The sequence below is a fragment of the Sagittula sp. P11 genome (genome assembly GCF_002814095.1).
Taxonomy (GTDB): domain Bacteria; phylum Pseudomonadota; class Alphaproteobacteria; order Rhodobacterales; family Rhodobacteraceae; genus Sagittula.
In genome coordinates, this window is the sequence record NZ_CP021913.1 from 3,281,269 (window position 1) to 3,308,213 (window position 26,945).

At 65.3% G+C, this 26,945-nt stretch carries 26 protein-coding genes; 5 read left to right on the forward strand and 21 right to left on the reverse strand.

Going from position 1 to position 26,945, the window contains the following annotated elements; genetic code table 11:
- Positions 1–62 precede the first annotated feature (62 nt).
- From CDO87_RS15925 to CDO87_RS15960, 9 genes are all read right to left on the reverse strand, one after another.
- Positions 63–1,037 carry a type II secretion system F family protein gene (locus tag CDO87_RS15925; RefSeq protein ID WP_100929685.1) on the reverse strand — a complete coding sequence of 325 codons (975 nt, stop codon included), beginning with the start codon at positions 1,035–1,037 and terminating at the stop codon, positions 63–65.
- Between the two features lie 10 nt (positions 1,038–1,047).
- The gene (locus CDO87_RS15930; RefSeq protein WP_100929686.1) at positions 1,048–2,013 is read right to left on the reverse strand and encodes a type II secretion system F family protein; all 966 of its coding nucleotides are present in this window, start codon (positions 2,011–2,013) and stop codon (positions 1,048–1,050) included.
- 19 nt (positions 2,014–2,032) lie between these two features.
- A complete protein-coding gene (locus CDO87_RS15935; RefSeq protein WP_100929687.1) occupies positions 2,033–3,490 on the reverse strand; it encodes a CpaF family protein in 1,458 nt (485 codons plus the stop codon).
- A gap of 18 nt (positions 3,491–3,508) precedes the next feature.
- Positions 3,509–4,756 (reverse strand): AAA family ATPase, encoded by a 1,248-nt coding sequence (locus CDO87_RS15940; RefSeq protein ID WP_100930998.1) that lies wholly within the window; start codon positions 4,754–4,756, stop codon positions 3,509–3,511.
- A gap of 290 nt (positions 4,757–5,046) precedes the next feature.
- Positions 5,047–5,730 (reverse strand): OmpA family protein, encoded by a 684-nt coding sequence (locus tag CDO87_RS15945; RefSeq protein ID WP_100929688.1) that lies wholly within the window; start codon positions 5,728–5,730, stop codon positions 5,047–5,049.
- Between the two features lie 8 nt (positions 5,731–5,738).
- A complete protein-coding gene (locus CDO87_RS15950; RefSeq protein ID WP_100929689.1) occupies positions 5,739–7,160 on the reverse strand; it encodes a type II and III secretion system protein family protein in 1,422 nt (473 codons plus the stop codon).
- 214 nt (positions 7,161–7,374) lie between these two features.
- The gene (gene cpaB, locus CDO87_RS15955; RefSeq protein WP_100929690.1) at positions 7,375–8,241 is read right to left on the reverse strand and encodes a Flp pilus assembly protein CpaB; all 867 of its coding nucleotides are present in this window, start codon (positions 8,239–8,241) and stop codon (positions 7,375–7,377) included.
- 133 nt (positions 8,242–8,374) lie between these two features.
- Positions 8,375–8,551 carry a hypothetical protein gene (locus CDO87_RS27040; protein WP_198521737.1) on the reverse strand — a complete coding sequence of 59 codons (177 nt, stop codon included), beginning with the start codon at positions 8,549–8,551 and terminating at the stop codon, positions 8,375–8,377.
- Between the two features lie 280 nt (positions 8,552–8,831).
- Positions 8,832–9,026, reverse strand: a complete 195-nt coding sequence (locus CDO87_RS15960) for a Flp family type IVb pilin (RefSeq protein ID WP_100929691.1) — start codon at positions 9,024–9,026, stop codon at positions 8,832–8,834.
- A 365-nt stretch (positions 9,027–9,391) separates the two neighbouring features.
- Here CDO87_RS15960 and CDO87_RS15965 point away from each other — a divergent pair, with 365 nt between their 5' ends.
- Positions 9,392–10,246: a lytic transglycosylase domain-containing protein gene (locus CDO87_RS15965; protein WP_100929692.1), complete on the forward strand. Its 855-nt coding sequence runs from the start codon at positions 9,392–9,394 to the stop codon at positions 10,244–10,246.
- Here CDO87_RS15965 and CDO87_RS15970 read toward each other — a convergent pair.
- The 11 genes from CDO87_RS15970 to coxB all read right to left on the reverse strand — a co-directional run bounded on the left by CDO87_RS15970 (position 10,243) and on the right by coxB (position 20,260).
- Entirely contained in the window at positions 10,243–11,652 is a 1,410-nt protein-coding gene (locus CDO87_RS15970) for an FAD-binding oxidoreductase (protein ID WP_100929693.1), read from the reverse strand. The two genes, CDO87_RS15965 and CDO87_RS15970, sit on opposite strands and share 4 nt — an antisense overlap.
- A gap of 66 nt (positions 11,653–11,718) precedes the next feature.
- On the reverse strand, positions 11,719–12,540 hold the full coding sequence (locus tag CDO87_RS15975) for an MBL fold metallo-hydrolase (protein WP_100929694.1): 822 nt from the start codon (positions 12,538–12,540) through the stop codon (positions 11,719–11,721).
- 180 nt (positions 12,541–12,720) lie between these two features.
- Entirely contained in the window at positions 12,721–13,305 is a 585-nt protein-coding gene (locus CDO87_RS15980) for a GNAT family N-acetyltransferase (RefSeq protein WP_100929695.1), read from the reverse strand.
- A complete protein-coding gene (locus tag CDO87_RS15985) occupies positions 13,305–14,567 on the reverse strand; it encodes a pitrilysin family protein (RefSeq protein ID WP_100929696.1) in 1,263 nt (420 codons plus the stop codon). The genes CDO87_RS15980 and CDO87_RS15985 overlap by 1 nt, the downstream gene beginning before the upstream one ends.
- On the reverse strand, positions 14,564–15,952 hold the full coding sequence (thrC, locus tag CDO87_RS15990; protein WP_100929697.1) for a threonine synthase: 1,389 nt from the start codon (positions 15,950–15,952) through the stop codon (positions 14,564–14,566). The genes CDO87_RS15985 and thrC overlap by 4 nt, the downstream gene beginning before the upstream one ends.
- 1 nt (position 15,953) lies before the next feature.
- Positions 15,954–16,628, reverse strand: a complete 675-nt coding sequence (locus CDO87_RS15995; protein WP_100929698.1) for an SURF1 family protein — start codon at positions 16,626–16,628, stop codon at positions 15,954–15,956.
- A gap of 96 nt (positions 16,629–16,724) precedes the next feature.
- A complete protein-coding gene (locus CDO87_RS16000) occupies positions 16,725–17,531 on the reverse strand; it encodes a cytochrome c oxidase subunit 3 (protein WP_100929699.1) in 807 nt (268 codons plus the stop codon).
- Positions 17,532–17,550: 19 nt separating this feature from the next.
- A complete protein-coding gene (locus CDO87_RS16005; protein ID WP_100929700.1) occupies positions 17,551–18,165 on the reverse strand; it encodes a cytochrome c oxidase assembly protein in 615 nt (204 codons plus the stop codon).
- Positions 18,155–18,334, reverse strand: coding sequence for a hypothetical protein (locus CDO87_RS16010; protein ID WP_100929701.1), 180 nt, complete (start codon positions 18,332–18,334; stop codon positions 18,155–18,157). Before CDO87_RS16010 ends, CDO87_RS16005 begins: the two co-directional genes overlap by 11 nt.
- A complete protein-coding gene (gene cyoE, locus CDO87_RS16015; RefSeq protein WP_254698161.1) occupies positions 18,331–19,290 on the reverse strand; it encodes a heme o synthase in 960 nt (319 codons plus the stop codon). The genes CDO87_RS16010 and cyoE overlap by 4 nt, the downstream gene beginning before the upstream one ends.
- 94 nt (positions 19,291–19,384) lie before the next feature.
- Entirely contained in the window at positions 19,385–20,260 is an 876-nt protein-coding gene (gene coxB, locus CDO87_RS16020) for a cytochrome c oxidase subunit II (RefSeq protein WP_100929702.1), read from the reverse strand.
- Positions 20,261–20,474: 214 nt separating this feature from the next.
- On the opposite strand from coxB, the gene tldD reads away from it, so the two are divergent.
- The 3 genes from tldD (at position 20,475) to dprA (ending at position 23,652) form a co-directional block, all read left to right on the forward strand.
- Complete coding sequence (gene tldD, locus CDO87_RS16025) at positions 20,475–21,896, forward strand: metalloprotease TldD (protein ID WP_100929703.1); 1,422 nt, start codon at positions 20,475–20,477, stop codon at positions 21,894–21,896.
- Positions 21,889–22,353, forward strand: a complete 465-nt coding sequence (locus CDO87_RS16030) for a hypothetical protein (protein ID WP_157815015.1) — start codon at positions 21,889–21,891, stop codon at positions 22,351–22,353. The genes tldD and CDO87_RS16030 overlap by 8 nt, the downstream gene beginning before the upstream one ends.
- A 117-nt stretch (positions 22,354–22,470) precedes the next feature.
- A complete protein-coding gene (gene dprA / locus CDO87_RS16035; protein ID WP_198521898.1) occupies positions 22,471–23,652 on the forward strand; it encodes a DNA-processing protein DprA in 1,182 nt (393 codons plus the stop codon).
- Positions 23,653–23,708: 56 nt separating this feature from the next.
- On the opposite strand, the gene CDO87_RS26815 is transcribed toward dprA, so the two are convergent.
- Positions 23,709–23,846 carry a hypothetical protein gene (locus CDO87_RS26815; RefSeq protein WP_157815016.1) on the reverse strand — a complete coding sequence of 46 codons (138 nt, stop codon included), beginning with the start codon at positions 23,844–23,846 and terminating at the stop codon, positions 23,709–23,711.
- Positions 23,847–24,243: 397 nt separating this feature from the next.
- Between CDO87_RS26815 and topA the strand changes: the two genes are divergently transcribed.
- A complete protein-coding gene (gene topA, locus CDO87_RS16040) occupies positions 24,244–26,928 on the forward strand; it encodes a type I DNA topoisomerase (RefSeq protein ID WP_100929706.1) in 2,685 nt (894 codons plus the stop codon).
- Positions 26,929–26,945: the final 17 nt, after the last annotated feature.

Sequence of the window (26,945 nt, forward strand, 5' to 3'; positions counted from 1 at the left end):
ATCGTGAAACGGAAAACGCCGCGCCGATCGGGACGCGGCGTCGTTTTTTCATGGCGGCTGGCTCAGTTGCCGGCCATGGCGCCCATCTGCGTGATGCCCACGGCAGAGGGGCCGACGAGGATGATCAGCAGCGGCGGCACCGTCAGCATCATTGTGGTCAGCGTCATCTTGGTCGGCAGCTTGTTGGCGGCTTCCTCGGCGCGCATCACACGCTTGTCCCGCATCTCTCCGGCATAGACGCGCAGCGCGTCGGAGATCGACGTACCGAAGGTCTGCGCCTGATTCAGCACGGTCACGAAGCTCGACACGTCCTGCGATCCGCAACGCTCCGACATGTCGTTCAGGACCTGGCTGCGGTCCTTGCCGGCCTTCATCTCGTGGCTGATGATCTCGAACTCATCGGCCAGCGCGGGGTAGGAGGCGCGCAGCTCCTTCGCCACGCGGATGATCGACTGTTCCATCGACTGGCCGGCCTCGACGCACACGAGCATCATGTCGAGCGCATCCGGGAAACCCTGCTGGATCTCTTCCTTGCGCTTCTCCATGCGCTTGGTGATCCAGTACTTCGGGGCGAGGTAGCCGACACAGCCGGGGCCGAGGATATACATCAGCTTGGTGGTCATGTCCGCTTCTTCGGGGTTCACGAAGAAGAGGTAATACCCCGTGCCTGCCGCCAGCATCCCGAGGCCGAGCGCGAACTGCATGAAGTAGTAGACCTGCACCGCGTCCTTCGTGCGGTAGCCCGCCTGAAGCAGTTTCAGCTTGATCTCGGACAGTTCCTTGGCGTCCTGCGGTTCGAGGAACTGCGCGTACTTGTTCAGCTTCTCGTTGCGGCGCTTGTCGCGCAGGACGGCGCGCGACTGCGCGTCCATCTTCTTCTGCGAGGTCTCCTTGAGCTTGTCGAGCGGGTCAGGCTTGGTGCTCAGCAAGATCGGGATGGTCGCGAGGATCAGCAGGATCGCGAGACCGGCAACCACGATCAGCGGGCCGGCGGGGCCCAGCAGATCGGTGATCGCGGTGTTGAGTTGGTCTAGCATGGGTGTCTCCTCAGACCTTGATGTTCACGAGCCAGCGCATGACGATCATGTTCAGGGCGAGCATGATGCCGACGATGAAGCAGGCCGGAATGAACCACGGGTGGTCCAGAACTTCGTCGTAGTAGTCGGGTTTGGCGACCTGGATGAAGATCAGGGCCATGACGGGAAAGCCGGACAGGAACTTGCCGGACCACTGCGCCTCGGCGGTGATGGCCTTCACGCGGCGGAACAGGCGGAAGCGGGCGCGGATCACCTTGGCCAGACCTTCGAGGATCTCGGCGAGGTTGCCGCCCGCCTGCTGCTGGATCGCCACGGCGACGGCGAGGAAACGCAAGTCCTGCATGTCGAGCCGTTCGGCCATGTGCTTCAGCGCCTCGCCGATGTCACGGCCATAGGCGGATTCGTCGGCGATGATGCCGAACTCGGTCGCCAGCGGGTCCTTGATCTCTTTCGAGACGATGGTGATCGCGGAGGTGAACGGATGGCCGACGCGCAGCGACCGCACCATAAGTTCCACAGCATCGGGCAGCTGCTCCTCGATCATCGAAAGGCGCTTCTTGGCCTTGGAGCCAACCCACATGTAGACGCCGCCGATGCCCATGCCGGCCGACAGAATGACGCGGATGGGCAGCCCGGTCTCCGTCCCGATGCTGAGGCCCAGGAAGGCCACGACCGATGCGCCTGCCATGATCATCATCAGCTGCTGCGGCGTGAAGGCGATGGCCGCCTTGTTTGCCTTGTCGGCCAGCAGGGAATAGATCGGCAGGGACCGGCTTTCCATGTGCTGGTCCATCTCCTTGCGGAGCTTGGCCAGGACATCTTCGCGCCGGTCGCCCCGGTCGAGCATTTCCAGCCGCCGGTTGACCTTGTTGGACAGCGAGATCGACTTGCCGAAGGCGACCAGGTAGATGCCGTTCACGAAGACGAGGACGCCGACGAAAATCAGGCCGTATATGATCGGTGCTGCAGAGAGCATGTTCGTGACTCGCTTTCAATTAATCCGGGCGGAACGGTTCGTAGATCGAGGCCGGGATGTCGTAACCCCACATCCGGAACCGCTCCGAGAAGGCCGACCGCACGCCGGTCGCGGTGAAGTGACCGATGATCTTGTTGTCCGGCGTCAGCCCGACGCGCTGGTAGCGGAAGATTTCCTGCATGGAGATGACGTCGCCCTCCATGCCGGTGATCTCGGTGATGGAGGTCATCCGGCGGGAGCCGTCCTGCAGGCGCGACGCCTGCACGATGAGGTTCACGGCCGATGCGATCTGCGAGCGGACCGCCTTCAGCGGCATCTCGATCCCGGCCATGGCGATCATGTTTTCCAGACGCGCCACGCCGTCCCGCGCGGAGTTCGCGTGGATTGTGGTCATGGAGCCGTCGTGACCGGTGTTCATAGCCTGGAGCATGTCGATGACTTCCTCGCCGCGGGTTTCCCCCACGATGATCCTGTCAGGGCGCATACGCAGGGCGTTCTTGAGGCAATCGCGTGGCGTGACGGCCCCCTTGCCCTCGACGTTGGGCGGGCGGCTTTCCATGCGTCCCACGTGGGTCTGCTGAAGCTGGAGTTCCGCGGTATCCTCGATGGTCAGGATGCGTTCGCTGTCGTCGATGAAGCTGGACAATGCGTTGAGCGTGGTCGTCTTGCCCGAACCCGTACCGCCGGAGACGATGATGTTCAGGCGGGTCGCCACGGCGGCTTGAAGGTAGACGGCCATCTCTTCGGTGAAGGCGCCGAAGTTCACGAGGTCGTCGATGCCCAGCTTGTCCTTCTTGAACTTCCGGATCGAGACGAGGCTGCCGTCGATGGCGATGGGCGGCACCATGGCGTTGAAACGGGAGCCGTCCATCAGACGGGCGTCGACATAGGGGTTCGATTCATCGACACGGCGGCCCACGGCGGACACGATCTTGTCGATGATCCGCATCAGGTGCTTCTCGTCCTTGAACGTGATGTCCGAGAGCTGCAGCTTGCCCGACCGTTCGACAAAGATCTGGTGCGGACCGTTCACGAGGATATCGGAGACGGTGTCGTCTTTCAGCAAGGCCTCGAGCGGGCCCAGACCTTTCACCTCGTCGTAGAGGTCGGTCATCATCGCGCGCCGCTCGTCGCGGTTCAGCACGATGCCGCGTTCAGTGAGCGATTCCGTCGCGATCTGGGAGATTTCCTCGCGCAGCTCCGCCTCGGACGCCTGGTCCAGCGCGGCGAGATTAAGGTTCTCCAGCAGCGCGCGGTGCAGTTCCAGCTTCACCTCGCCAAGGCGTTCCTTGCGCTTCTTTTCCTTGTCGGCATTGCCCGCTTGGGCCGGGGCCTGCGGCGGCCCCTTGCGGCGCACGGCCGACGGTGTCCGCACCTCGACCTTGCGGTCGTCCGCCGCCGGGGCGGCGACGGCTTCCGCCTTGGCCACGGGGCGGGGGGCCTCCTTGAGACCGGGTTTCTTGTAGCGTGAGAACATTCGGTCGGTCCTTCGCGATCAGGCAGCTTCGGCGTCGTCGGCGCCGATTGCGTTGAGCTGCTGCGCCAGCTTCACGATTTCCTTGCGGAGCGGGTTCTTCGCGGCGTGTGCGGCCAGCGGCAGGCCGTGGTCGCAGGCCTGCATCACCGCCCGCCCGCCATCGGGAAGCTGCAGGTCGAGCGAGATACCAAGGCTGTCGGCCATGCGCTTGACCCGGCTCTTGCCCTGCAGGTCGGTGAACTTCGGCGACCGGTTCAGCGCGAAGCGGATCTTGTCGAACGGCAGATCCTCCGACTGGAGCATCCGCTTCAGCCGCAGGGTGTTCTGGGCCGAACGCATGTCCAGCTCGACCAGCGCGATGTAGATCTGCGCCTCCGTCAGGACGGTTTCCGTCCACTGAACCAGCGTGCCGGGCATGTCGACCACAACGTAGTCGAAATGGTCGCGTGCGATGTCGAGAAGCTTCGACACCTCGCTGGGACCGATCAGGTCGAGCGGCAGGATGTCGGCCGGAGAGGTGAAGACCTGCAGCTTGTCCTCGAAGGACACCAGCGCCTGCGCAAGGCTTTCGCCGTCCATCGACTCGATGTCCGACAGCGTCTCGAACACGGCCTCGCGGCGCGGCAGGTCCAGGTAGGTCGCGACAGAGCCGAATTGCAGGCCGAGGTCGATCAGGCAGACCTTGGGGGGCTTGTCGCCACCGACAGAGGTCAGTTCATAGGCCAGGTTCACCGCCAGCGTGGTCGCACCGCATCCGCCGGACAACCCTTGAACGGCAATCAGGACGCCGTCGCCGCCGCCCGAGAGCTTGACCTTTGCCGGCGCACTGGCAGTGGACGCCGGCACAGGTACCGGTTCGGGGGCGCGCAGGCGTTCGACCGCCGCGGCAAGTTCGCCTTCGGGAAGCGGGTAGGGGACAAATTCGTCGGCACCGCTGCGCAAAAGCTGGTGCAGCGAGGCGGGTGTCACGTCCTCGGCAATCAGGATCACCTTGATGCCGTGTGTTCTTGCCCCCTTGATGATGCCGGCCAACTGCGAGACTTCGCCTTCGTCTATGGCGTCGATGGCCATGGCCACGAATTCCAGCGACGAGGCTTCCGGTTGCGACATGAAGGCGAGCGCTTCGTCGAAACCGAGATCGCCCCAGGCTTCGCCCAGAATCGTCTCCATGTCCTCGATCAGCAGGTCGAAGTTCTGCACGTCCCGGCTGATCGTGCAGGCAATGATCGGCGCGGGATCTGCCTGCGTGGTCGGTGTACTGGTCATGCCTCTTTCGTCCTTTTCTCGCGCGTCCCGGACAACGGCGGGCTTCTGCCCGCCCCCGGTGAACGCGGGCGCCGAGTCGGATCGGCGCATGGGTGGTTCCGTTTCAAAGTCACTTCGAAAGGCGGCGACAATGGGGCCAAATTTCCGAATTTGTGCGAAGTTTAGCGGTCAAAAAGAGATTGTTCGCGCGGGCGGGAAAAGGGCCGGATTGAGCGAGGAGGGATGCCACAAATGCAAACGCCGCGACCCCGGGGGCGCGGCGTTTGCTACGTGTCAGGCCTGAGCTCGCGTCAGTTGCCGAGCTGAAGCTCCGCACCCGACTGGCTGTTCAGGTTGGATGCGGGCGCCGCGCTGTTGACGTACTCGCGGTAGATGATCTCCGCGTACTTTCCTTCCAGCACCTGCGGATGCCCGGCGACGAAACCCGACACCTCTGTCACGGTGCGCCGGTTGCGGCGTTCGCGGCCTTCGGTCACGATCAGCGGCTGCGTTTCGCCGAAGGACACCACGGCTTCGAGGCGGGACCGCGAAATGCCCTGACTCACCAGATAGTTGACCACGGCGTTGGCACGGCGCAGGCCGAGCGACTTGTTGTAGGCCTGGTTGCCGACCTTGTCGGTGTGGCCATAGACGCGGAAGCGGACCTCGGGGAACTGGCGGATCCAGTGCGCCTGTTCGCGCAGCGTGTCCAGCGCGCCCTGATCGAGCTGGGCGGAGTTGAACGCGAAGTTGACGGTGGTCATGACCTCGGCGGCGAAGCGTTGCGACAGGTCGTAGACGTATTGCTTTTCGCCAGTCATGTACTGGTGGTTGTTCATGGTGGCGTCGCCGAAGTTGCCCGGATCGACCTTGACGCCCACCTCGTTGTTGAAGCCGCGCGTCATCGTGGACTGCGTGTTTCCCGCGCAGCCTGCGGTCAGAAGTCCGACGGCAAGCCCGGTCAGGGTGAGGCGGAGGAGGGGTCGTTGGGCCATGGTCTCTCTCAATCCATCACGTAGCCGTAGGAGCCGTTGAAGTCCTGGTTTGCCACTTCTGCGGCGGCACCGGACCGCGGCCTGCGCCCGTTTCCGTCGATCTGGCCGTTCAGGAACAGCTGACGCTCGGACGGCAGGGTGACGCGGTCGGTCGGCAGGGCCAGCGCCTCGCCCCGGGTGGGGGTCACGAGGTGCGGCGTGACGATGATGACCAGTTCAGACTGTTCGCGCTGGTATTCCGTCGACCGGAACAGCGCGCCAAGGATCGGCACGTCACCGATCCACGGCACCTGACCGTTGAGGTCGGAGAAGTTTTCCTGCAGCAGACCGGCGATGGCAAAGCTTTCGCCGTCACGCAGTTCCACCGTGGTCTTCGCTTCACGGCGGGCGAAACCGGCGATGGTCACGTCCTGGAAGGTGATGCCGTTGCTCGAGTCGACAGACGACACGGCCGCTTCGAGCTCGAGGTTGATGAGGTCGCCGTCGATCACGCGCGGCACGAAGGCCAGCTCGACACCGAAGGGTTTGAACTCCACCGTGACGCTGCTGTCGCCCTGCGCCGTCGGCACCGGGTATTCACCGCCCGCGAGGAAGCTGGCTTCCTGCCCGGAAAGGGCGGTCAGGTTCGGTTCCGCGAGGGTCCGGACCATGCCTTTGGATTCAAGGGCTTCAAGGAGGATGCCGACTTCAAGACCGCCGGCGTTGAAACCGAAGAGCACGGCACCCTCGGTGCCCAGCCGGCGGGGGAACAGCTTGTCGGAGACGAGGTCACGTTCGGCGATGGTGGCGGCGTTGCCTGTCCCCAGTTCGACACCCAGATCGCCGGTCGACCCGCCGGTGGCGAGAGATGCGCGCAGGGCTTTGGAGACGGAGCGCCGCATTTCCGCGAAACGCACCTTCAGCATGACCTGCTGGATGCCGCCGACCACCATCAGGTTCGACACCCGGTCGGGCGCGTACCTTTGCGCCAGGTCGAGCGCGCGTTCCATGCGGGCGATGGAAGAGACAGTGCCGGACAGCACGATGCCATCGTTGGCGGTGCGGACCTCGATCTTCTCTTCCGGGAGGATCTGGGTCAGGCGTTCCTTGAATTCGGTCACATCCGCGGCGACACGCACATCGACGTTGGTGATGAGCTGCCCCTGCGGGTCGAGGATCGTCAGCGTGGTCGTGCCCGGCTGCTTGCCGAGGACATAGATCGTGCGGTCCGACAGGGACGAGATGTCGGCGATAGAGGGGTTGGCGATGGACAGTTCCGCGAAAGGCGTATCGCTTTCGACCACCACGGCCCGGTTCATTGGAACCGACAGGACGGATTCCGTACCGGTTCGCACGACGCGGATGGAATCCGCGTGCGCGGGCGGCGACACGGTCGCAACGCCCAAGGCCAGCCCGCAGAGGGCCGCCTTCAGATAGCCGTCAAATGTCATGTGACCTGCCTTTCGATCACGCCTCATCCGCAGGTCTTCATGCCTGCATTTCGTGGGAGTGTGTTTCAATTTGGAAAATTAATCAAGAATCAAGGGCTTTGAGCGCGCAGTTTCTGTGGATAAGGGGCAACAGGCGGTATGTGACGTGCGCCGCTACACAAAAGGGTCCCGCATCGCGGGACCCTTCCGGAACACTGGCAGGTGTTATCTTGTATCAGTTTGTGCAGGGGATCGGGATGTTGACCACCTCGGCGCCGCGGCGGACGCGAGTGCTGCAGACCTGCTCGCGCTGGACCGGTTCCGGCGCGGCGACGGGTTCTGCCCGTTGCAGGCCGAGCATCGACAGCTGGTCGACCTCCGTGGTGATCGCCTCGCCGTCCTCGTCCTGCGAGATCAGGGAAAGGGTCAGTTGGCCTGTCGATTGCGCGTGGGTCAGCACCAGCGTCTGTTCGCGGGTTGCGGCGACGGTGACGGTGCGTGCGATGGACGTCCCGCTGGTGTCCGCTTCGGAGTTCTGGTCGATGGCGATCAGGCGCATACCCGCAAGGATCATCTTCGTCACTTCGCCGCGCGGCATGTTCGGATCGCGGCTGTCCACGCGGCCCGTCCAGTACACGTCGACGCGATCGCCGGGACGGAGGAAGCCGGACACGCCGGAGGCCACGTCCACGCGGATCGCAAAGGCGCTTTCACCGGGCTTCAGGTAGTGCGTCAGACCCGCAGAGCCGCCGGGCTGGGAAACCTTGCTGGGCACGATGGCCTCGAACGCGTCGATGGCGCGCAGCGCGACACGCGGCTCCATGTTTTCTGTCAGGAGTGGATTTTCCTCGTCGAAGATGCCTTCCGGCATGATCTCTTCCGGCCAGGGGGCGAGGCGGATGTCCTCCTCGGTGATCTCCTGCCCGTAAGCGATGGGTTTCGCCGACACGTAGATCTGCTTGGTGGGGACGGACGCATGGGTCTGCTGCCGTGCCTCGACAAGCGCCGTTTCGTAGGCGCCGATGTAGTTCTGCGCCATGTAGACGGCAAAGCCGGCAAGTCCGATGCCTGCAAGAAGGACGAGTCCGAATACAAGTCGCATGTGGCTTCTCCTGTAATGGGCTTCTGCCCGGTCATTGGGATCGGGATAGCCAAGGAAAAAGGTTAACTCAGGCAGAAATCATGACGATCTCGTGGCCGAAGCGGTTTCGCGGGTCCGGCTGCCTGGCGCGGGGTTATTTCCCTTCGGGCGCGGTGTCCTGCATGAACTGGCCGATGCCGTCGCTGAGCTCCATCGTGGTGCTGTCCATGATGGTGGTCGCCAGCAGGCACAGCCCGACCATTGCCGCGGTCAGGACAATCCAGTCGATGGTGACTGCGCCGGTTTCGTCTGTGAGGAATGTGGTGAACATCCGGAGTGCCTCTCGCGTTTAGCCTGATCCGCCTGGCGCGGATTGTCCCGTCTCGTCGGGCGGCCGCGTTCTGCAGCAGCGGTCGTTCATGTGGAGCACATGCCGACAGATGCTTCTGCGCGCATCCGAAAGCTCCGGGATACCTTGGTATCGGTCGGTGGTCGTCTGGTGGCGAAAGCGATCCGGGAACGCGCTTTGGCCTGGATCGAAAAAGGCGCGGCAAGCATTTGCCGCGCCGGGGCGGACCACCCTGTGCCGGGCGGTCCGACGCGAGAAGCGATTACTTCTTCGCTTCGAGCAGGGTCTGCTCTGCCGCGACTTCGCCGGCTGCTGCGTTGATCAGCGCGTTGGCGTTGGTCTCGATCTGGGTGTAGGCGGCGATGGCCAGGCCCACGACGGCGGCGGTCAGAACGACCCAGTCAACGGTCACGGCGCCGGATTCGTCATTGCGGAAGTTTTTGATGAAGTTGATCATGGTCTCTCTCCGTAGTGTGTGTTGTGTTGCTCACGTTCACCAGCTTGGGGTCGGTAGCGGGCCTCTCTCATTGCCCTGTCCCTCGTTGGTATGACCCTATAAAGCACTTGGTTTGGGGCGAGATTTTGGCCGCTTTGCATTAATTTCGCGGTCGTTGAGATTTTTTTAATGATCCGGTTATCCGGCTGATTTTAAATGTAAAAATGCATTACTACCTTCGTTGAGGGCCGGCAAAATATCCTAACGTACAGGCGACTGGGACAGAGATTGCCGCAATCCGTTTACAAAAGTGGTTTTCTTCACCGGATTGTGCGAGACTGTCAGGAATACTCCCGAAACGGCATAGAACCGGGGACGAGCAGTACATGACACAGAGACTTTTCGCGGCGGCCGTGGTGGCCGTATCCTGCGCCTTTGCAACCGATGCGATGGCGCAGCAGGTCTTTTCAGATTTCTCGGCGCGGCGCGTGTCGCCTCCCAAGGCGGGGGCGGCCAAGAGGATCACCGTTCAGGTGGCCCCGCGCGCGAATCCGGCAGTGCCGCCGCTGCCGGCACCCCGGCCATCGGCTGAAAAGACGTCGGCGTCGGCCTCGGCCCCGCGGGCGGGCGCCGCACCGTCGCGCAGTGGCAGTTACGCCTGGTTCTGGGACACGGTGTCCCCCGCCCAGTCCGACAGCGGGCCGGGGCGCCTCGAACCGGCTCTGGCCTCGCTGGGCAACGGCCCGGGTGGCGCGCGGGTGGCTGCACCCCGCCTTCAGGCCCTTCAGGACATCGCGGCACGGCACGGCAAGGACCTGCTGCGCGAGACGGTCGGGACGCGCGTGTCCCCTGCACTCGCCCTGGCCGTCATCTACGTCGAATCCGGTGGTCGCCCGGATGCGCAGAGCAGCGCAGGCGCTCAGGGGCTCATGCAGCTCATGCCAGATACCGCGAAACGTTTCGGCGTCGAGGATTCGATGGATGCGGTGCAGAACATCAAGGGCGGTGTCCGGTTCCTCGATTTCCTGATGGAAAAATTCGCCGGCGATCCGATTCTCGTTCTGGCCGGCTACAACGCGGGCGAAAACTCCATCGGCGCGAACCAGGGCGTGCCGAATTACGCCGAGACGCGCGACTACGTGCCCAAGGTGCTGGCCGCGTTCGAGGTCGCCCGCGGCCTGTGCCTGACCCCGCCGCAACTGGCGTCGGACGGCTGCGTGTTCCAGGTCGCGGCGCGTTAGGGCAGCACGGCCCCGGGGTTCATGATTCCCGCCGGATCCAGCGCCGACTTGATCGCGCGCATCGCCGCGAGCTTCACGGGGTCCGTGTAGCGTGTCATGTCGTCCGTCTTCAGCCGCCCGATGCCGTGCTCTGCGCTGACCGAACCGCCCATCGCATGTGTCAGGTCGTGCACGCAGGACTTGATCGCCTCCCTCTGATGGGCGTGATCGGCGCGGGTGCGGCCTTCCAGGGGGAAGACGTTGAAGTGCAGGTTGCCGTCGCCAAGGTGCCCGAAGCAGTTGATGCGGAAGGTGTCCATGGCGTTCAGCGCCTCGGTCGCCTTCACGATGAAATCGGGAATCGCAGAGAGCGGCAGGGAGATGTCGTGGCTCGATATCGATCCGATCCGGCGGTTGCCCTCCGGAATATGCTCGCGGACGTCCCAGAACTGCTGCGCCTGCGTGTCCGAGGAGGCGATGAGGCCGTCGTCCGACAGGCCACGGTCGAGCGCCTCGGCAAACAGCGTCTCGAGCGCGGCTGTCGGGTCTGCGCCGCGGCCAAGCCCGATCTCGATCAGAACGCACCATTCGGGCGGCGTCTCCCACGGGCGGCGGATCTCGGGCAGTTCAGAAGCGAGGAAGTCCATGCCCTGCCGGTGGATCAGCTCGAAGGCGGAGACGGTTTCGCCCAGCTGGTCGTGCGCCAGAGCCAGCAGATCGAGCGCCGCGCGCGGTGAGGGCACGGTCAGGAAGGCGGTGCCGGTGGACGCGGGGCGCGGCGAGAGGGCCAGGGAGGCCGCGGTGATGACCCCCAGCGTCCCTTCTGCCCCGATCAGCAGGTGGCGGAGGTCGTAGCCCGTGTTGTCCTTGCGCAGGCGCCTGAGGCCATGCCAGACCGATCCGTCTGGCAGCACGGCCTCCAGCCCAAGCACCAGATTGCGGGCGTTGCCGTAGCGCAGGGTGTTGATCCCCCCGGCGTTGGTCGACAGCAGTCCACCCAGCCGCGCAGAACCCTTGGACGCCAGCGACAGCGGAAACAGCCGGTCAATGGCCTCTGCCGTATCGTGTATGTCGCTCAGGATGGCGCCCGCTTCGGCGATAAGCGTGTTTTCCTTCGGGTAGGTCGCGCGGATGGCGGTCATGCGTTCGAGCGACAGCACAAGCGGCTGGCCCTCCGGCGCGATCTGCCCGCCGACGAGGCCCGTACCGCCGCCGTAGGGCACGATGCCGGTGCGTGTGGCGGCGCAGTGACGGACGATGGTGGCAACGTCGTCGGTGTTGCGGGGCAGGGCCACCCAGGTGGACGATCCCTGCCAGCGGCCACGCGACTCTTCCAGGTAGCGTGGTTCTGCCCGGCGCAGCGTGTCATCGGGCAGCAGGGCGCGCAGCGTGTCCGCAAAGGCGTCATCGGCGGGGGCGAGGGGCATGGCGGTCTCCTTCCGTCGTCGCCTCAGCCTGTCCCCCATGCGGGCGGGTTTATCAAGGGGCGGATGTCATTCGCGGAGCCACTCCGGCCGCAGCACGACAACCGTCGGGCGGGAGGGCAGGGTGCGCAGGCTGACCTCCATCGACGAGGAGTCGCGCCGGTCGATGGTGAAGGTCTCGCCGATCTGGGTCAGGAAGGACTCCAGCCCGTAGTCCGAGAACCAGTGCATCGGAATCACCACCGAGGACTTCAGCCGTTCCAGCATGGGTACCACGCGGGACAGCGGCAGGGTCATGCCGCCATCGACAGCCACCATAACCACGTCGAGCCGCCCGAGCGCGGCGAACTGTTCGTCGGTGGGGATGTGATGGAGGTGGCCGAGGTGGCCGATGCACAGGCCCTCGACCTCGAAGACGAAGATGGAATTGCCCTTCTCCTCCATCCCGCCATAGCCGGAACGGATGTTGGTCGACACGTTGCGGACGAGCATCTCGCCGAGGTCCAGGTAATGGTCGATCCCGGTGCCGAAGGGTTCGCCCCAGCCAGGCAGGACGTGCGGGATGGCCGGGTCGGGGTTTGCCGTCCAGTGGGTGCTGTGGGCGTGGTTCATGGTCACGATGTCCGGGATCAGGGGCACGTTGCCGATGAAGCCGGTGAAATCGGTAACCGCGGTCAGGCCGCCCTGCGTCTGTAGCAGGAAACTGGCATGAGAGAGGTAGTGCAGGCGCACGGAGTAATCGGGGACGGGTTCGGTCCAGGACGCCTTGTGCAGGTATTCGAGCCCCGGTGCGGCGTCGGCGATGGCGATGCAGTGCGACGGGCGGCGCTGGTCCTGCGCCATGGCGGAGGTGGCGGCAACGGCGAGGAAGGCGATGGCAAGGCGGATCATGAACGTCTCCTGGCTCCGGGAAGGGAGTCGGAGTGAACTCCGACCTACGCGGGGCCAGCGCCAAGTCGAAGGCAAGGCACCGACCTGCCGGTCAGCCTAGCCTGAGAGCCGCGTTCGCCAAAGCGTGCAGAGCCGCCAGACGGCGCCCATGCGTTCACAACGGCTTGATCTGCAGGTGAACTAGCCGACCGTCGTCTTGCCGCGCCGGTCGCTGCGCAGGCAGGCATAGAGGACGTGGGTCCGCCAGCGCCCGTTGATCTGCAGGTAGCTCTGCGCCACGCCCTCGTACTTGAAGCCGGACCGTTCGAGCAGCCCGCGCGAGGCCGCGTTCTCGGGAAGGCAGGCCGCTTCGAGGCGGCTGAGCCCCAGGCGTTCGAAGGCGTGATGGGTGACGGCGGCGATCGCCTCTGCCATGTAGCCGTTTCGCGCGTAGGGCTGGCCCGTCCAGTAACCGAGCGTGCCGGCCTGCGCGGGGCCGCGCCGGATATTGTCGAGCGTGATTGCGCCCACCAGTGCTTCGTCGTCGCGCCGGATCAGGAACAGCGGCACCGCCGTCCCGCCGTTGATCGAGCGCGATGCCCAGTAGACGCGGTTCGTGAAGGCCTTGCGCGACAGGTGGTCGGCGGCCCATGTCGGTTCCCATGGTGCAAGGAAGCCCCTGCTTCCCGACCGCAGCGTCTGCCAGGGCGTGTAGTCGGAATGCATGGGGGGGCGCAGTGTGAGACGTTCCGTCTCGATCCGGAGCTTCCGCCGGAAAGAGAGCATCACGCAGCCCGCCGTGCCTGCAGTTGTTCCAGGGTGGGCGCGCTGTCGACGGGGCCATACAGGGCCAGCGCCGCCGCGGATTGCGCGGCCTGCGCTTCGGCAAAGGCGAGCACGCCCTCGCGCGTGACCGCGTCGATGCGGGCGACCGTCTCTTCGATCGGCGGCACCTTCCCCCAGATCTGCACCATGCGTGCCATGCGCTCGGCCCGGCTGGACGGGCTTTCGAGCCCCATCAGCAGCCCGGCCTTCATCTGGGCGCGGGCGCGCTCGATCTCGGCATCCGACATGGTGTCTGCCGCGCGCTTCATCTCGTCCACGGTCAGGTCCAGCAGTTCGCCCATCTCGTCGCCGGAGGTGCCGGCGTAGATCGTCGTCATCCCGGTGTCGGCGTAGGCGCCGGACTGGGCGAAGATGGTGTAGCACAGCCCGCGCTTCTCGCGGATCTCCTGGAACAGGCGTGAGGACATGCCGCCGCCAAGCGCGATGGCGTAGATCTGCGCGGTGTAGAACCCGGGGTCCCTGTAACCCGGAGCCTCGAAGGCGAGCGCCATGTGCGCCTGTTCGAGGTCCTTGACCCGCCGCATCTCGCCGCCGTGGAACCGGGCGCCGTCGGCGTTCCGGCCGGGGCGGGGGGACAGGCTGCCGAAAAGACCCTCGGCCTGCTTCACCAGCGCGTCGTGATCGACGGCACCGGCGGCAGAGAGGATCATCTGGCCGGGGCCGTAGTGCTCCTCGACGAAGCGTTGGAGGTCCGAGCGGGAGAACCCCTCGACCCGGGCCGCCTCGCCGAGGATCGTCCGGCCGATGGGCTGATCGGGATAGGCCTTTTCCTGCAGCCAGTCGAAGATGATGTCGTCCGGCGTGTCATGCGCCTGGCCGATTTCCTGAAGGATGACGTGGCGCTCCGTGTCGATCTCCCTCTCGTCGAAGACCGGGTTGAGCAGGATGTCGGCCAACACATCGACCGCCAGCGCGGTGTCGGCCTTAAGGACGCGGGCGTAATAGGCCGTGACCTCGCGCGAGGTATAGGCGTTGATGTAGCCGCCCACGTCCTCGATGGCTTCGGCGATCTGCAGCGCGCTGCGCCGCTTTGTGCCCTTGAACGCCATGTGTTCGAGGAAATGCGCAATGCCGTTCTGTTCCACGCGTTCGTGCCGTCCGCCCGCCGTCACCCAGAGACCGAGCGCGGCGGATTGAAGGCCGGGCATCTTCTCGGTGACGATGCGAAGCCCGTTGGACAGCGTGGAAATCTGGACGGTCACTTGGTGATACGCTCCTGAATAAGGTTTTCGAGGGCGGACAGGTCGTTGGCCACGCGGGTCAACCGTTCCGAACGCTCATACAGGTCAGCCATGCGATTTGGAAGAGGGGGACGAATACCCGTGGCCTTTTCAACGGCATCCGGGAACTTGGCCGGGTGCGCGGTGGCCAGCGTGATCATCGGCGTCTTCGGATCGCGCTGGTCCTCTGCCACGCGGACGCCTATCGCGGAATGCGGGCACAGGAGTTCCCCCATCGTGGCCTGCGCCAGGCGGATGGTGTCCAGCGTCTCCTCCTCTGACACGCGGCCGGAGTCGAAGTGTTCGCGCAGGGCCTGAAGCGCGCCCTGGCTCACGTTGAAGCCGCCTGCCTTCAGTTCGTCCATCAGCTGCGCCACCGCCGCACCGTCGCGGTCGTAGGCGTCGAAGAGGGCACGCTCGAAGTTGCTGCTGACCTGGATGTCCATCGACGGGCTGATCGAGGGATGGACTTCGGAGGTCTGGTAGTCGCCCGACGTCAGGCAGCGGTGCAGGATGTCGTTCTGGTTCGTCGCCACAACCAGCCGGTCGATGGGCAGGCCCATGCGCTTGGCGATGTAGCCCGCGAAGATGTCGCCGAAGTTGCCGGTGGGCACGGTGAAGCTGACTTTGCGGTCCGGGGCGCCGAGGCTGACGGCGGCGGAGAAGTAGTAGACGACCTGCGCCAGCACGCGCGCCCAGTTGATCGAGTTCACGCCGGCCAGCCGAACGCCGTCGCGGAACTCGAAGTGGTTGAACATGTCCTTCAGCCGCGCCTGGCAATCGTCGAAGTGGCCGTCCAGCGCCAGTGCGTGCACGTTGGCCTCGGGCGGTGTGGTCATCTGGCGGCGCTGCACCTCGGACACCCGGCCATGCGGGTAGAGGATGAAGACGTCGACATTGTCGAGCCCCTTGAACGCCTCGATAGCGGCCGAGCCCGTATCGCCCGACGTGGCGCCGACGATGGTCACACGCTCGCCCCTCCGCTCCAGCGCCTCCTGGAAGAGCTGGCCGATGAGTTGCATGGCGAAGTCCTTGAAGGCCAGCGTCGGCCCGTGGAACAGCTCAAGCAGGAAGTGGTTCGGTGCCAGCTGCACCAGCGGCGCTCGGGCGTTGTGACCGAAACCTGCGTAGGCCTTGGCGATCAGGTCGGCAAAGACCTCGTCGGTGAACCCGTCGCCCACGAAGGGCCGCATCACGCGGAAGGCGGTTTCCTCGTAGCTGAGACCTTCCAGCGCGCGGATGTCGTCGGCGGACATCTGGGGAATGGTCTCCGGCACGTAGAGGCCGCCGTCACGGGCGAGGCCGGACAGCATGGCTTCTTCGAATGACAGGGCCGGGGCCTGGCCTCGGGTGGAGATGTAACGCATGTCAGTCGGTGCCTTTCGCGATACGGCGCAGCCATACGCCGGTCATGAGGAGCCAAACCGCGGCCAGAGAGAACCACGTGATGGCGTATTGCAGATGATCGTTGGGAATGCCGGAGGTGTCCACGGGCAGCGGATCGACGGCGTCGTCCGCCGGATCCAGACTGCGGGCAATGACCAGTAGCGGCTCCGTGTCCAGCGCCTCGGACATGGGGCCGATGTCACGGGCGAACCATGTGTCGTCGTCCGGGTCGTTGTCGGGGGTGGAGGAGTTGCGGTCGTCCGGCCAGTGCAGGTTGCCGGTCAGCCGGGTGGAGCCCGCATACAACGGCGCGTCCTTTTGATCGATCGGGGTGAAGCCGCGATCCACCAGGAGACGACGCCCGTCGTCGGTGGTGAAGGGGGAGATGACCCGCCAGCCCGCGCCGCGCAGCTTTGCCGAGACGAGGACGTGCAGCGCCTCCGCGCCGATCTCGCCCGACAGTTCCACGGGCTGATAGCGCTGTGCCGTGGGGTCGACCATGACGGGCAGGGGCTGCGCGGGTCCGGAGATCGTTGCCTCCATGTCGGCGAGCAGGCCCTCTTTCCAGTCCAGGCGCTGCATCTGCCATGTGCCCAGCCACAGCAGGATCGCGCATCCGGCGATGCCGATCAGCAGGGGGGCGAGGTAGCGTGTCACATGCGTCTCCGGAAACGGAAAAGGCGCGCCCGGTGGGGCGCGCCTTGGTTTACCGCGTGAGGCGTCGAGCGCAAGCCCTGTGGCCGTCGAGGAGGCTCAACCGCCCCAGATGTAGACCGCTGCGAAGAGGAACAGCCACACCACGTCGACGAAGTGCCAGTACCAGGCGGCCGCCTCGAACCCGAGGTGGTTTTCCGGGGTGAAGTGGCCGCGGTAGACGCGCAGCAGGCAGATGAACAGGAAGATCGTGCCGATGATCACGTGCGCGCCGTGGAAGCCGGTCGCCATGAAGAAGTTGGCGCCGTAGATGTTCCCGGAGAAGCCGAACGCCGCGTGGCTGTATTCATACGCCTGAAGGGCGGTGAACAGCAGGCCGAGGACGACGGCGATGATCAGGCCCTGCTTGATCTCGTCGCGGCGGTTGCCGTGGACCAGCGCGTGGTGCGCCCAGGTCGCGGCACAGCCGGAGCACAGCAGGATCAGCGTGTTGATCAGCGGAAGGTGCCAGGGGTCGAACGTCTCGATTCCCGCCGGCGGCCAGACACCGTCGACAGCCGGGCTCATGCCGTTCGGGTCGATCGGGTAGATCGCGTGCTTGAAGAAGCTCCAGAACCACGCGAAGAAGAACATCACCTCCGACATGATGAACAGGATGAAGCCGTAACGCAGGCCGATCAGCACGACGGGTGTGTGGTCGCCGACCAGGTTCTCCTTCACGGTTTCGCTCCACCAGCCGAACATGGTGTAGAGGACGCCGACAAAGCCGATGAGGAACATCCACATCGTGATGTCCTTCATCCACAGCACCGCGCCGAAGAGCATGATGAACCCGGCCACTGCGCCCAGGAAAGGCCAGATGGAGGGGTTCAGAATGTGGTAGTCGTGGTTCTTAGCATGCGCCATGGCAATCCCTCGTTAGGCGTTAGTTCACGGATGCTTTCGCATCGGTCTTATCGTCGATGCCGGGGGCATCGCCAGTGATATCGAGCGCGGCCTGCGTTTCTTCGGGCAGGTCGATCTCGTAGAAGGTGTAGGACAGCGTGATATGCTTGGTGTACTTCGCGTCGCGGTCGTCGACGATCTCGGGGTCGACGAAGAAGCTGACCGGCATCTCGACGCGTTCGCCGGGCATCAGGACCTGCTCGGTGAAGCAGAAGCACTCGATCTTGTTGAAATAGCCGCCTGCCTGGTAGGGCGCCACGTTGTAAGTGGCCTGACCGGCGACCGGGTGGTCGGTCGGGTTGTAGGCCTCGTAGAACGCCAGCCCCTCTTCGCCGATGCGGACGGTCATCTCGGTCTGCATGGGCTTGAACTCCCACGGCATCCCGCGGTCCTTCGAGGCGTCGAACTTGATCTTGATGGTGCGGTCGAGGATGTCGCGCTTGGCCGAGGCTTCGGCGACCTGCGTGGTTCCGCCAAAGCCGGTGACGCGGCAGAACCAGTTGTAGAACGGCACCGAGGCCCAGGCCATCGCGCCCATGAAGACAACGACGCCGAGCGTCTGGAAAAGGGTCTTGGTCTTTGGATCAATTGCCATTGCCGTCTCCCTGTGTTGCCGCAGCCGGTTGCATCTGGAAGTCGCCGCGGTTGATCTTCACCATGGTCATTCCGAAGACGATCACGATGAACGCACCCAGCACCAGCCCGACACCGATGTTGCGGGATCGGCGGCGCTTGTGAAGCTCGTGTTCGCGGCTGATGCTCATGACAGCACCCCGAAGCGTTCGAGCCCTGCGTCCACGAGGATCGCGCCGAAGTGGGCGAAGAGGTAGAGCAGGGACAGCTTGAAGAACGCCTTTTCGGCCTTGAAGTTGTCGGCCTCCGAGGCGGCTTCGTCGCGGCGCCAGATGGTCCACGCGCCTTTCAGGAACAGCGCGTTCAGCACGATGGCGGTGGCGAGGTAGACCGGCCCGCCAACCTGCGTGAAGCCCAGCCCGATGGCAAAGGCGGCCAGCAGGACGGTGTAGACGAGGATGTGCGTGCGGGTCGACTTTCGGCCGTGGGTGACAGTCAGCATCGGCACGGTGGCATTGTCGTAGTCCATGCGGACGAACAGCGCGAGCGCCCAGAAGTGCGGCGGCGTCCAGAGGAAGGTCAGGCAGAACATGAGAACGGAGGCGGTGGAGACCTCGCCGGTGGCGGCGGCCCAGCCGATCATCGGGGGGAAGGCCCCGGCGGCGCCGCCGATCACGATGTTCTGGGGTGTCGAGCGCTTGAGCCACATCGTGTAGATCACGACGTAGAAGAAGATGGTGAAGGCCAGCAGGGATGCGGCCAGCCAGTTGGTCGCGAGGCCGAGGAAGACGACGGCAAAGGCGGAAAGCGTCAGGCCGATGGCCAGCGCGTCTTCACGGTCGACCTTGCCCGCGGGGATCGGACGCTTGGCGGTGCGCTTCATCAGTGCGTCGATGTCCGAGTCGTACCACATGTTCAGGGCGCCGGACGCACCGCCGCCGATGGCGATGAACAGCACCGCGCAGAAGCCGAGGAACGGGTGGATCGCCACGGGCGCGGCAAGCAGGCCGACGAAGGCGGTGAACACCACAAGCGTCATAACACGCGGCTTGAGCAGCGCGAAATAGTCGCCGAACTGCGCTTCCTGCGAGTCGGCCCGCATCTCGGTGCCCATCTGGGTGCGTGTTTCGAAGCTGGCGTCGCTCATGTCGGCTCCTGCCTGAAGTGCCATGGTCGGTTTGGTGCAGCGCAGGCCGGGAGCGGTCCCGGCCTGCGCATCATGTCTATGTCGCCGGGGGCGATCAGTTGGTCAGTGCCGCGCGCACGTCGGTGTACCAGCCTTCGTCCTTCGACGCGGCGAGCCATGCGTCGTAGGCTTCCTGGCTGACCACCTTGACGGTGATCGGCATATAGGCGTGGGCGATCCCGCAGAGTTCCGAGCACTGGCCGAAGTAGACGCCTTCGCGCTCCGGGGTGAACCACAGCTCTGCGAGGCGGCCGGGGACCGCGTCCTGCTTCACGCCGAAGGCCGGGATGGTCCACGAGTGGATCACGTCGGCGCCGGTGACCTGCATCACGATGGTCTTGCCGACCGGCACGACAACGGCGGTGTCGGTGGCCAGCAGCCACTCGTCCTTGGTGTAGCCGGCGTCGGTCAGCATGGTCTGCACGTCTTCGGAGTAGCGGTTGTCGCCGCCGGTCGCCGGGGAGCCGATCATGTAGCTGTCGTAGGCGAGGTCCTCACCCACGTACTCGTAGCCCCAGTACCACTGGTAGCCGGTCACCTTGATGGTGATGTCGCCTTCCGGGATTTCCTGCTGCTTGAACAGCACCGGCAGGGAGAAGGCACCGATGAACACGAGGATCACGATGGGGCCGATGGTCCAGGCGATCTCCAGCGGGGAGTTGTGCGTGAAGGTGCCCGGCGTCTTGTTGGCCTTCTGGTTGTAGCGCACCACGATGAAGGCGAGCAGGGCAACCACCAGCAGGCAGATCGCGGTGATGATCACCAGGATCATGCCGTCGAGCCACTGAAGGTCACGCGCCAGTTCCGTGGAGGCCGGCTGGAAACCCATGCCACCCTGGTGCGGGCGGCCCACAACGGGCAGGTCCTGCGCCAAGGCCGGCGCGGCGACAAAGGCGCTGAGTAGGCCCGTCATCATCGTCTTGAAGGTCATATGTCACCCTGATCGATTCGAGTTGTGCACGGGCCCGCCGACCCGGAATGACTTGATATACATGCAAAAAGGAAGCGCAGGCTGGCGCCCGTCCTCCTCCGCGGCATACCGTTGCGTTCTGGCGGTCTAGAAACCATATTCTTTCCACCCGTGAAAGCTTTGAGCTTGCGGCAAAGCGCCGCTTTACTTGATCCAGATCAATCCAGAGGTCCATATGTCCGACGCACTTTTCCGCCCTTTCGAGACACATCTGGATCTTGATCGCACTGTATCGCTGGTGCGGGAGGCTCTTTCCGGGGCCGAGGACGGCGAACTTTTCCTTGAGCGGCGGCGCTCGGAATCGCTGGTCCTGGATGACGGGCGGCTCAAGACGGCGAGTTACGACGCCTCCGAAGGATTCGGATTGCGCGCGGTGAAGGGCGAGGTGGCCGGTTACGCCCATGCCACGGAGATCAGCGAATCCTCCCTCAGGCGCGCGGCAGAGACGGCGCGTCTGGCGGTGGGCGACGGCGGCGGCGTGATGGCCCCGCCGCCTCCGGGCACGAACCGCACGCTCTACACCGATGCCGACCCGATTGCCGGGGCGAGCTTTCCGGTGAAGGTGGACACCCTGAAGGAAATCGACGCCTTCGCCCGCGACCTCGACAGCCGCGTGGTGCAGGTGACGGCCAGCATCGCTGCCTCGCTGCAGGAGGTTGCGATCCTCCGTCCCGAAGGCGGCCTTGTGACCGACGTGCGCCCGATGACGCGGGTGAACGTGTCGGTGATCGTGGAACAGGACGGGCGGCGCGAGGCCGGAACGGCAGGCGGCGGCGGGCGCGTCACGCTGGAAGGACTGCTGGAGCCCGTCGAATGGCAGTCGAAGGCGCGCGAGGCGCTGCGCATCGCGCTCGTCAACCTCGAGGCGGAGCCTGCGCCGGCGGGCGTCATGGACATCGTTCTCGGCCCCGGCTGGCCCGGCATCCTGCTGCACGAGGCAATCGGGCATGGGCTCGAAGGCGATGCCAACCGCAAGGGCACATCCGTCTTCGCCGGTCTGATGGGACAGCAGATCGCGTCGAAGGGCGTGACGGTGCTGGACGACGGCACCATCCCGGACCGGCGCGGCTCGATCACCGTGGATGACGAAGGCACGCCCTCCGGCAAGAACGTCCTGATCGAGGACGGCAAGCTCGTCGGCTTCATGCAGGATCGGCAGAACGCGCGCCTGATGGGCGTGACCCCCACCGGCAACGGACGCCGCGAGAGCTATGCGCATATCCCGATGCCGCGCATGACCAACACCTACATGCTGGGCGGCGATGCCGATCCGCAGGACATCGTGGGCGATCTGAAGGACGGCATCTGGGCCGTGGGCTTCGGCGGCGGACAGGTCGACGTGACCAACGGCAAGTTCGTATTCTCCTGCACGGAGGCCTACCGCGTGAAGGACGGCAAGGTCGGCCGTCCCGTAAAGGGCGCCACGCTGATCGGCGACGGCGCCTCTGCGCTTCAGCAGATCCGCGCCCTTGGCAACGACATGGCGCTCGATCCGGGCATGGGCAACTGCGGCAAGCAGGGGCAGTGGGTGCCGGTGGGCGTCGGGCAGCCGACGGTGATGATTGGCGGCCTGACGGTCGGCGGTGCGGGTGTCTGACACGCCAGACCCGTTGCCCTGGTGGCACCCAGTGCATGCGCCGGTGATCCGGCCAACACTCCGGCAGCACGGACTGGCCATTCTGGCGACGCTGGCCGCCACGCTGGGCGCCGGGATTTCCGTCGTGACGCTCGCGCTGATGGTCGCGACGGTCTCGGACCCCGCGGCGGGGGCGCTGGTTGTCGTTGGCTACGTGCTGGTGTTCTCGGTCGCCTTCACCTGGATCGGTCACCTGGCCGGGGCGTTCGTGCTTCACTCGCCTCTGGCGCGCGGCTTCGGCGGCTGGGGCGTGGCGATGCTGGGCGGTTTCTTCGTCGGTGCGCTGCTCAAGCCGGTGGTGGGCACGGGGCTGACGGTCGGGCTGGGGCCTTTCCTGGCCGTGCTGCAACTTGCCATGCTGCGCGTGATTGTCGGACGTACGGAGCGCGACCTGCCGGGTGACGGCACGCCGACCTGAAGCTTTTCCAGGGCATGTCCACTGGCTGCGCACCGCGGGAATAATTCTCTCGCCAGAGTTTACCTTCGGTTAACCACCCTCACGCTATGGATGAAGGTGCAAGACGGCGGGGCCAAGATGCGCGACGACAGCTACTCTTCCACTCACCCCCCACTCCCACCCACCACGGAAGATGCTCGTGTGGATTGGCTCCGCCTCTTGCGCTCACGCCGCGTCGGCGTGGCAACCTTCTGGCGGCTTCTGGGCGAACACGGCTCGGCCCGCGCAGCACTCGACGCGCTACCCGAAGTGGCGAGGGCCGCGGGGGTGGAGCGTTACACCGTCTGCCCCGAAAACGTGATCCTTGGAGAGATGAAGACCGCCCGCCTGTGCGGCGCCCGGCTGATCCTGCGCGGAGAGGCGGATTACCCGAAAGACCTGGCCGACCTTTCCGACGCGCCGCCGGCGCTGTGGACGGTGGGCGATGCGCGCGTGCTGAGCCGTCCGATGGTGGCGCTTGTCGGTGCGCGCAACGCGTCGTCGCTGGGGCTGCGGATGGCGCGCAACCTTGCCGAAGGACTGGGCGAAGCGGGTTATTGCGTCGTCTCCGGACTGGCGCGCGGGATAGATGCGGCGGCGCACCATGCCGCGCTCAGGACCGGCACGGTCGCCGTTCTGGCGGGCGGCGTGGATGTGCTTTATCCGGCAGAGAACGCCGGGCTGGCGGATGACATCGTCTCTCACCACGGTGCGCGGATCAGCGAACAACCCATGGGCATGCAGCCGCTCGCCCGCCATTTCCCCATGCGCAACCGGATCGTCTCAGGGCTGGCCCGGGCCGTGGTGGTGGTGGAAGCTGCGGCAAAGTCCGGGTCGCTGATCACCGCGCGCGGCGCGCTCGACCAGGGGCGGGAGGTGCTGGCCGTGCCCGGTCACCCGCTCGACGCCCGGGCGGCGGGCTGCAACATGCTGATCCGCGACGGCGCGCACCTCGTGCGGCACGTCGACGATGTTCTCGAGGCGCTGCCGCGGCTGGAGGGCCAGACATCGGCACAGGCGGAACTGGCCCTGCCGGACCCGGCGAGGGCGGGCATTGACTCGGTGAAGGCGCCGGAGCCCGAGACCCGGACCCTGCGCCAGACGGCCGATCTGCACACGCGCATCCTTGACCGGCTCGGACCGTCGCCCCTGGCCGAGGACCAGCTGATCCGCGACCTCGGCGCGGCCTCTGCCCACGTCTCGCCGGCCCTCACCGATCTGGAGCTGGAAGGGCGCATAAGGCGTCAGCCGGGCGGTTTTCTCTCGCTTGTGCCACGCTGAATCAGCAGGCCTAAGGGATTACACTCTGCCATGTGGCGCAGAAGGGGCCCGAACTTTCATGCGTCTGTTGCGCCCATGGTCCATTGGCCCGCGACCGAGGCGTTGCCCGACCGCTGGCACAGGGCCTGCACCTCCTGCCCGCCGTATTCGAAGATATCGGGGCTGCGTTTGGGGAAGAGATCGGGGGATGTCATGGTGCGCCCGTCCCCGCGCAACGGATCCAGTATTCCAAGGGCGACAGCGCCGACCACCCGCAGCCCATCGACCCGAAACAAAAGCGGCGCTCCGAAGACCTACCCGGCGTCGGGGCACGTCTCGACCATCCGATAGGCGCGAAGGCTTCTGCCGATTTCAGGGGTCTCCCGCGCGCCCCGGGGCAGGCGACGCAAGGTCAGCTAGAAAGCGGGAAACCGCATGTCCGGGGCTCCTTTTTGCGGCGTTCAGCCAACGCCCGAACACCCCCGGGACAAGCGCGGCTCTTCCGCCCGCATTGACAATTACCCCTTGCACCCCACATCTAGCGCCGCGATACGCCGCCCGGAAAGCAGCCGCGCGAGGCCGCCAAGAAATCAGTAGAGGTAGCAGTCCCAGATGCCCGTCGTCGTCGTCGAATCGCCCGCCAAGGCCAAGACAATCAACAAGTATCTGGGATCCGACTACACGGTTCTGGCGTCTTACGGTCACGTGAGGGACCTGCCTCCGAAGGATGGCTCGGTCGATACCGAACATGATTTCGAGATGACGTGGGAGGTCGCGAACGATTCGCGCAAACACGTCGCTGCCATCGCCGAAGCCCTGAAAACCGACGACAAGCTGATCCTCGCAACTGACCCCGATCGTGAGGGGGAGGCGATCTCGTGGCATCTGAAGGAGGCACTGACGAAGCGCCGTTCGATCAAGAAGACGACAGAGGTCAGCCGGGTCACATTCAACGCCATCACCAAGGCCGCCGTGACCGAGGCGATGAAGAACCCCCGCGACATCGACGCGCCGCTGGTGGAGGCGTATCTCGCCCGCCGTGCCCTCGACTACCTCGTGGGCTTCAACCTGTCGCCGGTGCTGTGGCGCAAGCTGCCCGGCGCGCGGTCGGCCGGTCGTGTGCAGTCCGTCTGCCTCCGCCTGATCGTCGAGCGCGAGATGGAGATCGAGGCGTTCAATCCCCGCGAATACTGGCAGGTGAAGGCACAACTCGCGACGCCGCGCGGCCAGACGTTCGACGCCCGGCTGGTCAGCCTCGCCGGCAAGAAGCTCGACCGCTACGACCTCGAAAACGCCACTCAGGCCGAGATGGCGGTGGATGCCGTCGCCAAGCGCAGCCTGAAGGTTCTGAGCGTCGAGGCGAAGCCCGCCTCGCGCAACCCGTCGGCGCCGTTCATGACCTCCACCCTCCAGCAAGAGGCGAGCCGCAAGTTCGGCATGGGCGCCAAGGCGGCGATGAACGCGGCCCAGCGGCTCTACGAGGCCGGGCACATCACATACATGCGGACGGACGGCATCGACATGGCGCCGGAAGCCGTCAGCGCCTGCCGCGACGCCATCGCGGAGCGCTACGGCAAGGATTACGTGCCGTCCTCGCCGCGGGTCTACAAGAACAAGGCGAAGAACGCGCAGGAAGCGCACGAGTGCATCCGACCGACCGACATGACGAAGGACGCCGAGAGCCTGCGCCTGTCCGAATCCGACCAGCGCAAGCTGTATGACCTGATCTGGAAGCGCACGCTCGCCTGCCAGATGGAGGCCGCCCGGATGGAGCGGACCACGGTCGAGATCGGCTCTGACGACGGGCAGGTCGGTCTGCGCGCCACCGGCCAGGTGGTGCTCTTCGACGGGTTCCTGAAGGTCTACGAAGAGGGGCGTGACGAGCCGGTCGAGGATGACGACAAGCGCCTGCCGCAGATCATGCAGGGCGAGCCGGCGAAGTTCGACGCGGGCGCGCTCAAGTCCGAGCACGCGAAGGCGATGGAGAAGGGCACCGACCGCGGTCTGCCCGCGGTGCTGTCCGGCGACGGCGCGACTCTTGGCACGCAGAGCTTCACTAACCCGCCGCCGCGCTACACCGAGGCGACGCTGGTCAAGAAGATGGAGGAACTCGGCATCGGGCGACCCTCCACCTATGCCTCCGTCATCACGACGATCCAGGATCGCGAATATGTCCGCAAGGAACAGAACCGTCTGTTCCCGGAGGACAAGGGCCGGATCGTGACGATCTTTCTGCTGAACTTCTTCAAGCGCTACGTGGAGTACGACTTCACCGCAGCGCTGGAGGACGAGCTGGACCAGGTCAGCGCAGGTGCCGAGGACTACAAGGAACTGCTCGCTAAGTTCTGGCGCGACTTCAGCGCGGCCATCGCCGAGACGTCCGACCTGCGGATCTCGGAGGTTCTGGACGTGCTGGACGAGGCGCTTGCGCCCCAGCTTTACCCGCCGCGTGAGGACGGGAGCGATCCGCGCATCTGTCCGAAGTGCGGGCAGGGACGGCTGCACCTGAAGACCTCGCGCACCGGCGGATTCGTCGGCTGCGGCAACTACCCCGAATGCACCTACACGCGCCCCATCGCGGGCGAGGGCGCCGAGGGCGAGGAGCGTCTGCTGGGCGAGGATCAGGGCGACGAGATCTGGCTGAAGGCCGGGCGCTTCGGCCCCTACGTGCAGCGCGGGGAACCCACGCCGGAGAACAAGAAACCGCCGCGTGCGTCCCTGCCCAAGAAGGGCGGCCAGTTCCTGCCGGGCTGGGATCCGGCGGACATGACGCTGGAGAAGGCGCTGACGCTGCTGACCATGCCGCGCGAAGTGGGGATGCACCCTGATGGCGGCGTCGTGAGTGCGAACCTCGGGCGCTTCGGTCCCTACATCATGCACCAGCTCCCGGACGAGGAGAAACCGGTCTACGTGAACCTCAAGGAGTTCCAGGAGGTCTTCGAGATCGGCATGAACCACGCCGTCGAACTGCTGGCGCAGAAGCGGGCGAACCCCGGCCGCGGACGTCAGACGGCCAAGGCGCTGCGCGACATGGGCGAGCATCCCGATGGCGGCAAGATCTCCATCATGGAGGGCCGCTACGGTCCCTATGTAAAGTGGGAGAAGGTCAATGCCACGCTGCCGAAGGACGTGGAGCCTGCGGACGTGACAATGGAAACCGTGCTGGAACTGATCGCCGCGAAGGCGAAGAAGAAACCGGCGAAGAAGGCCGCGGCCAAATCGACCGCCACAAAGTCGACCACGAAGAAGACCGCCGCAAAGAAGCCGGCGGCCAAGAAGGCGGCGAAGAAAGACTGACAGACCGGCGACGGAGG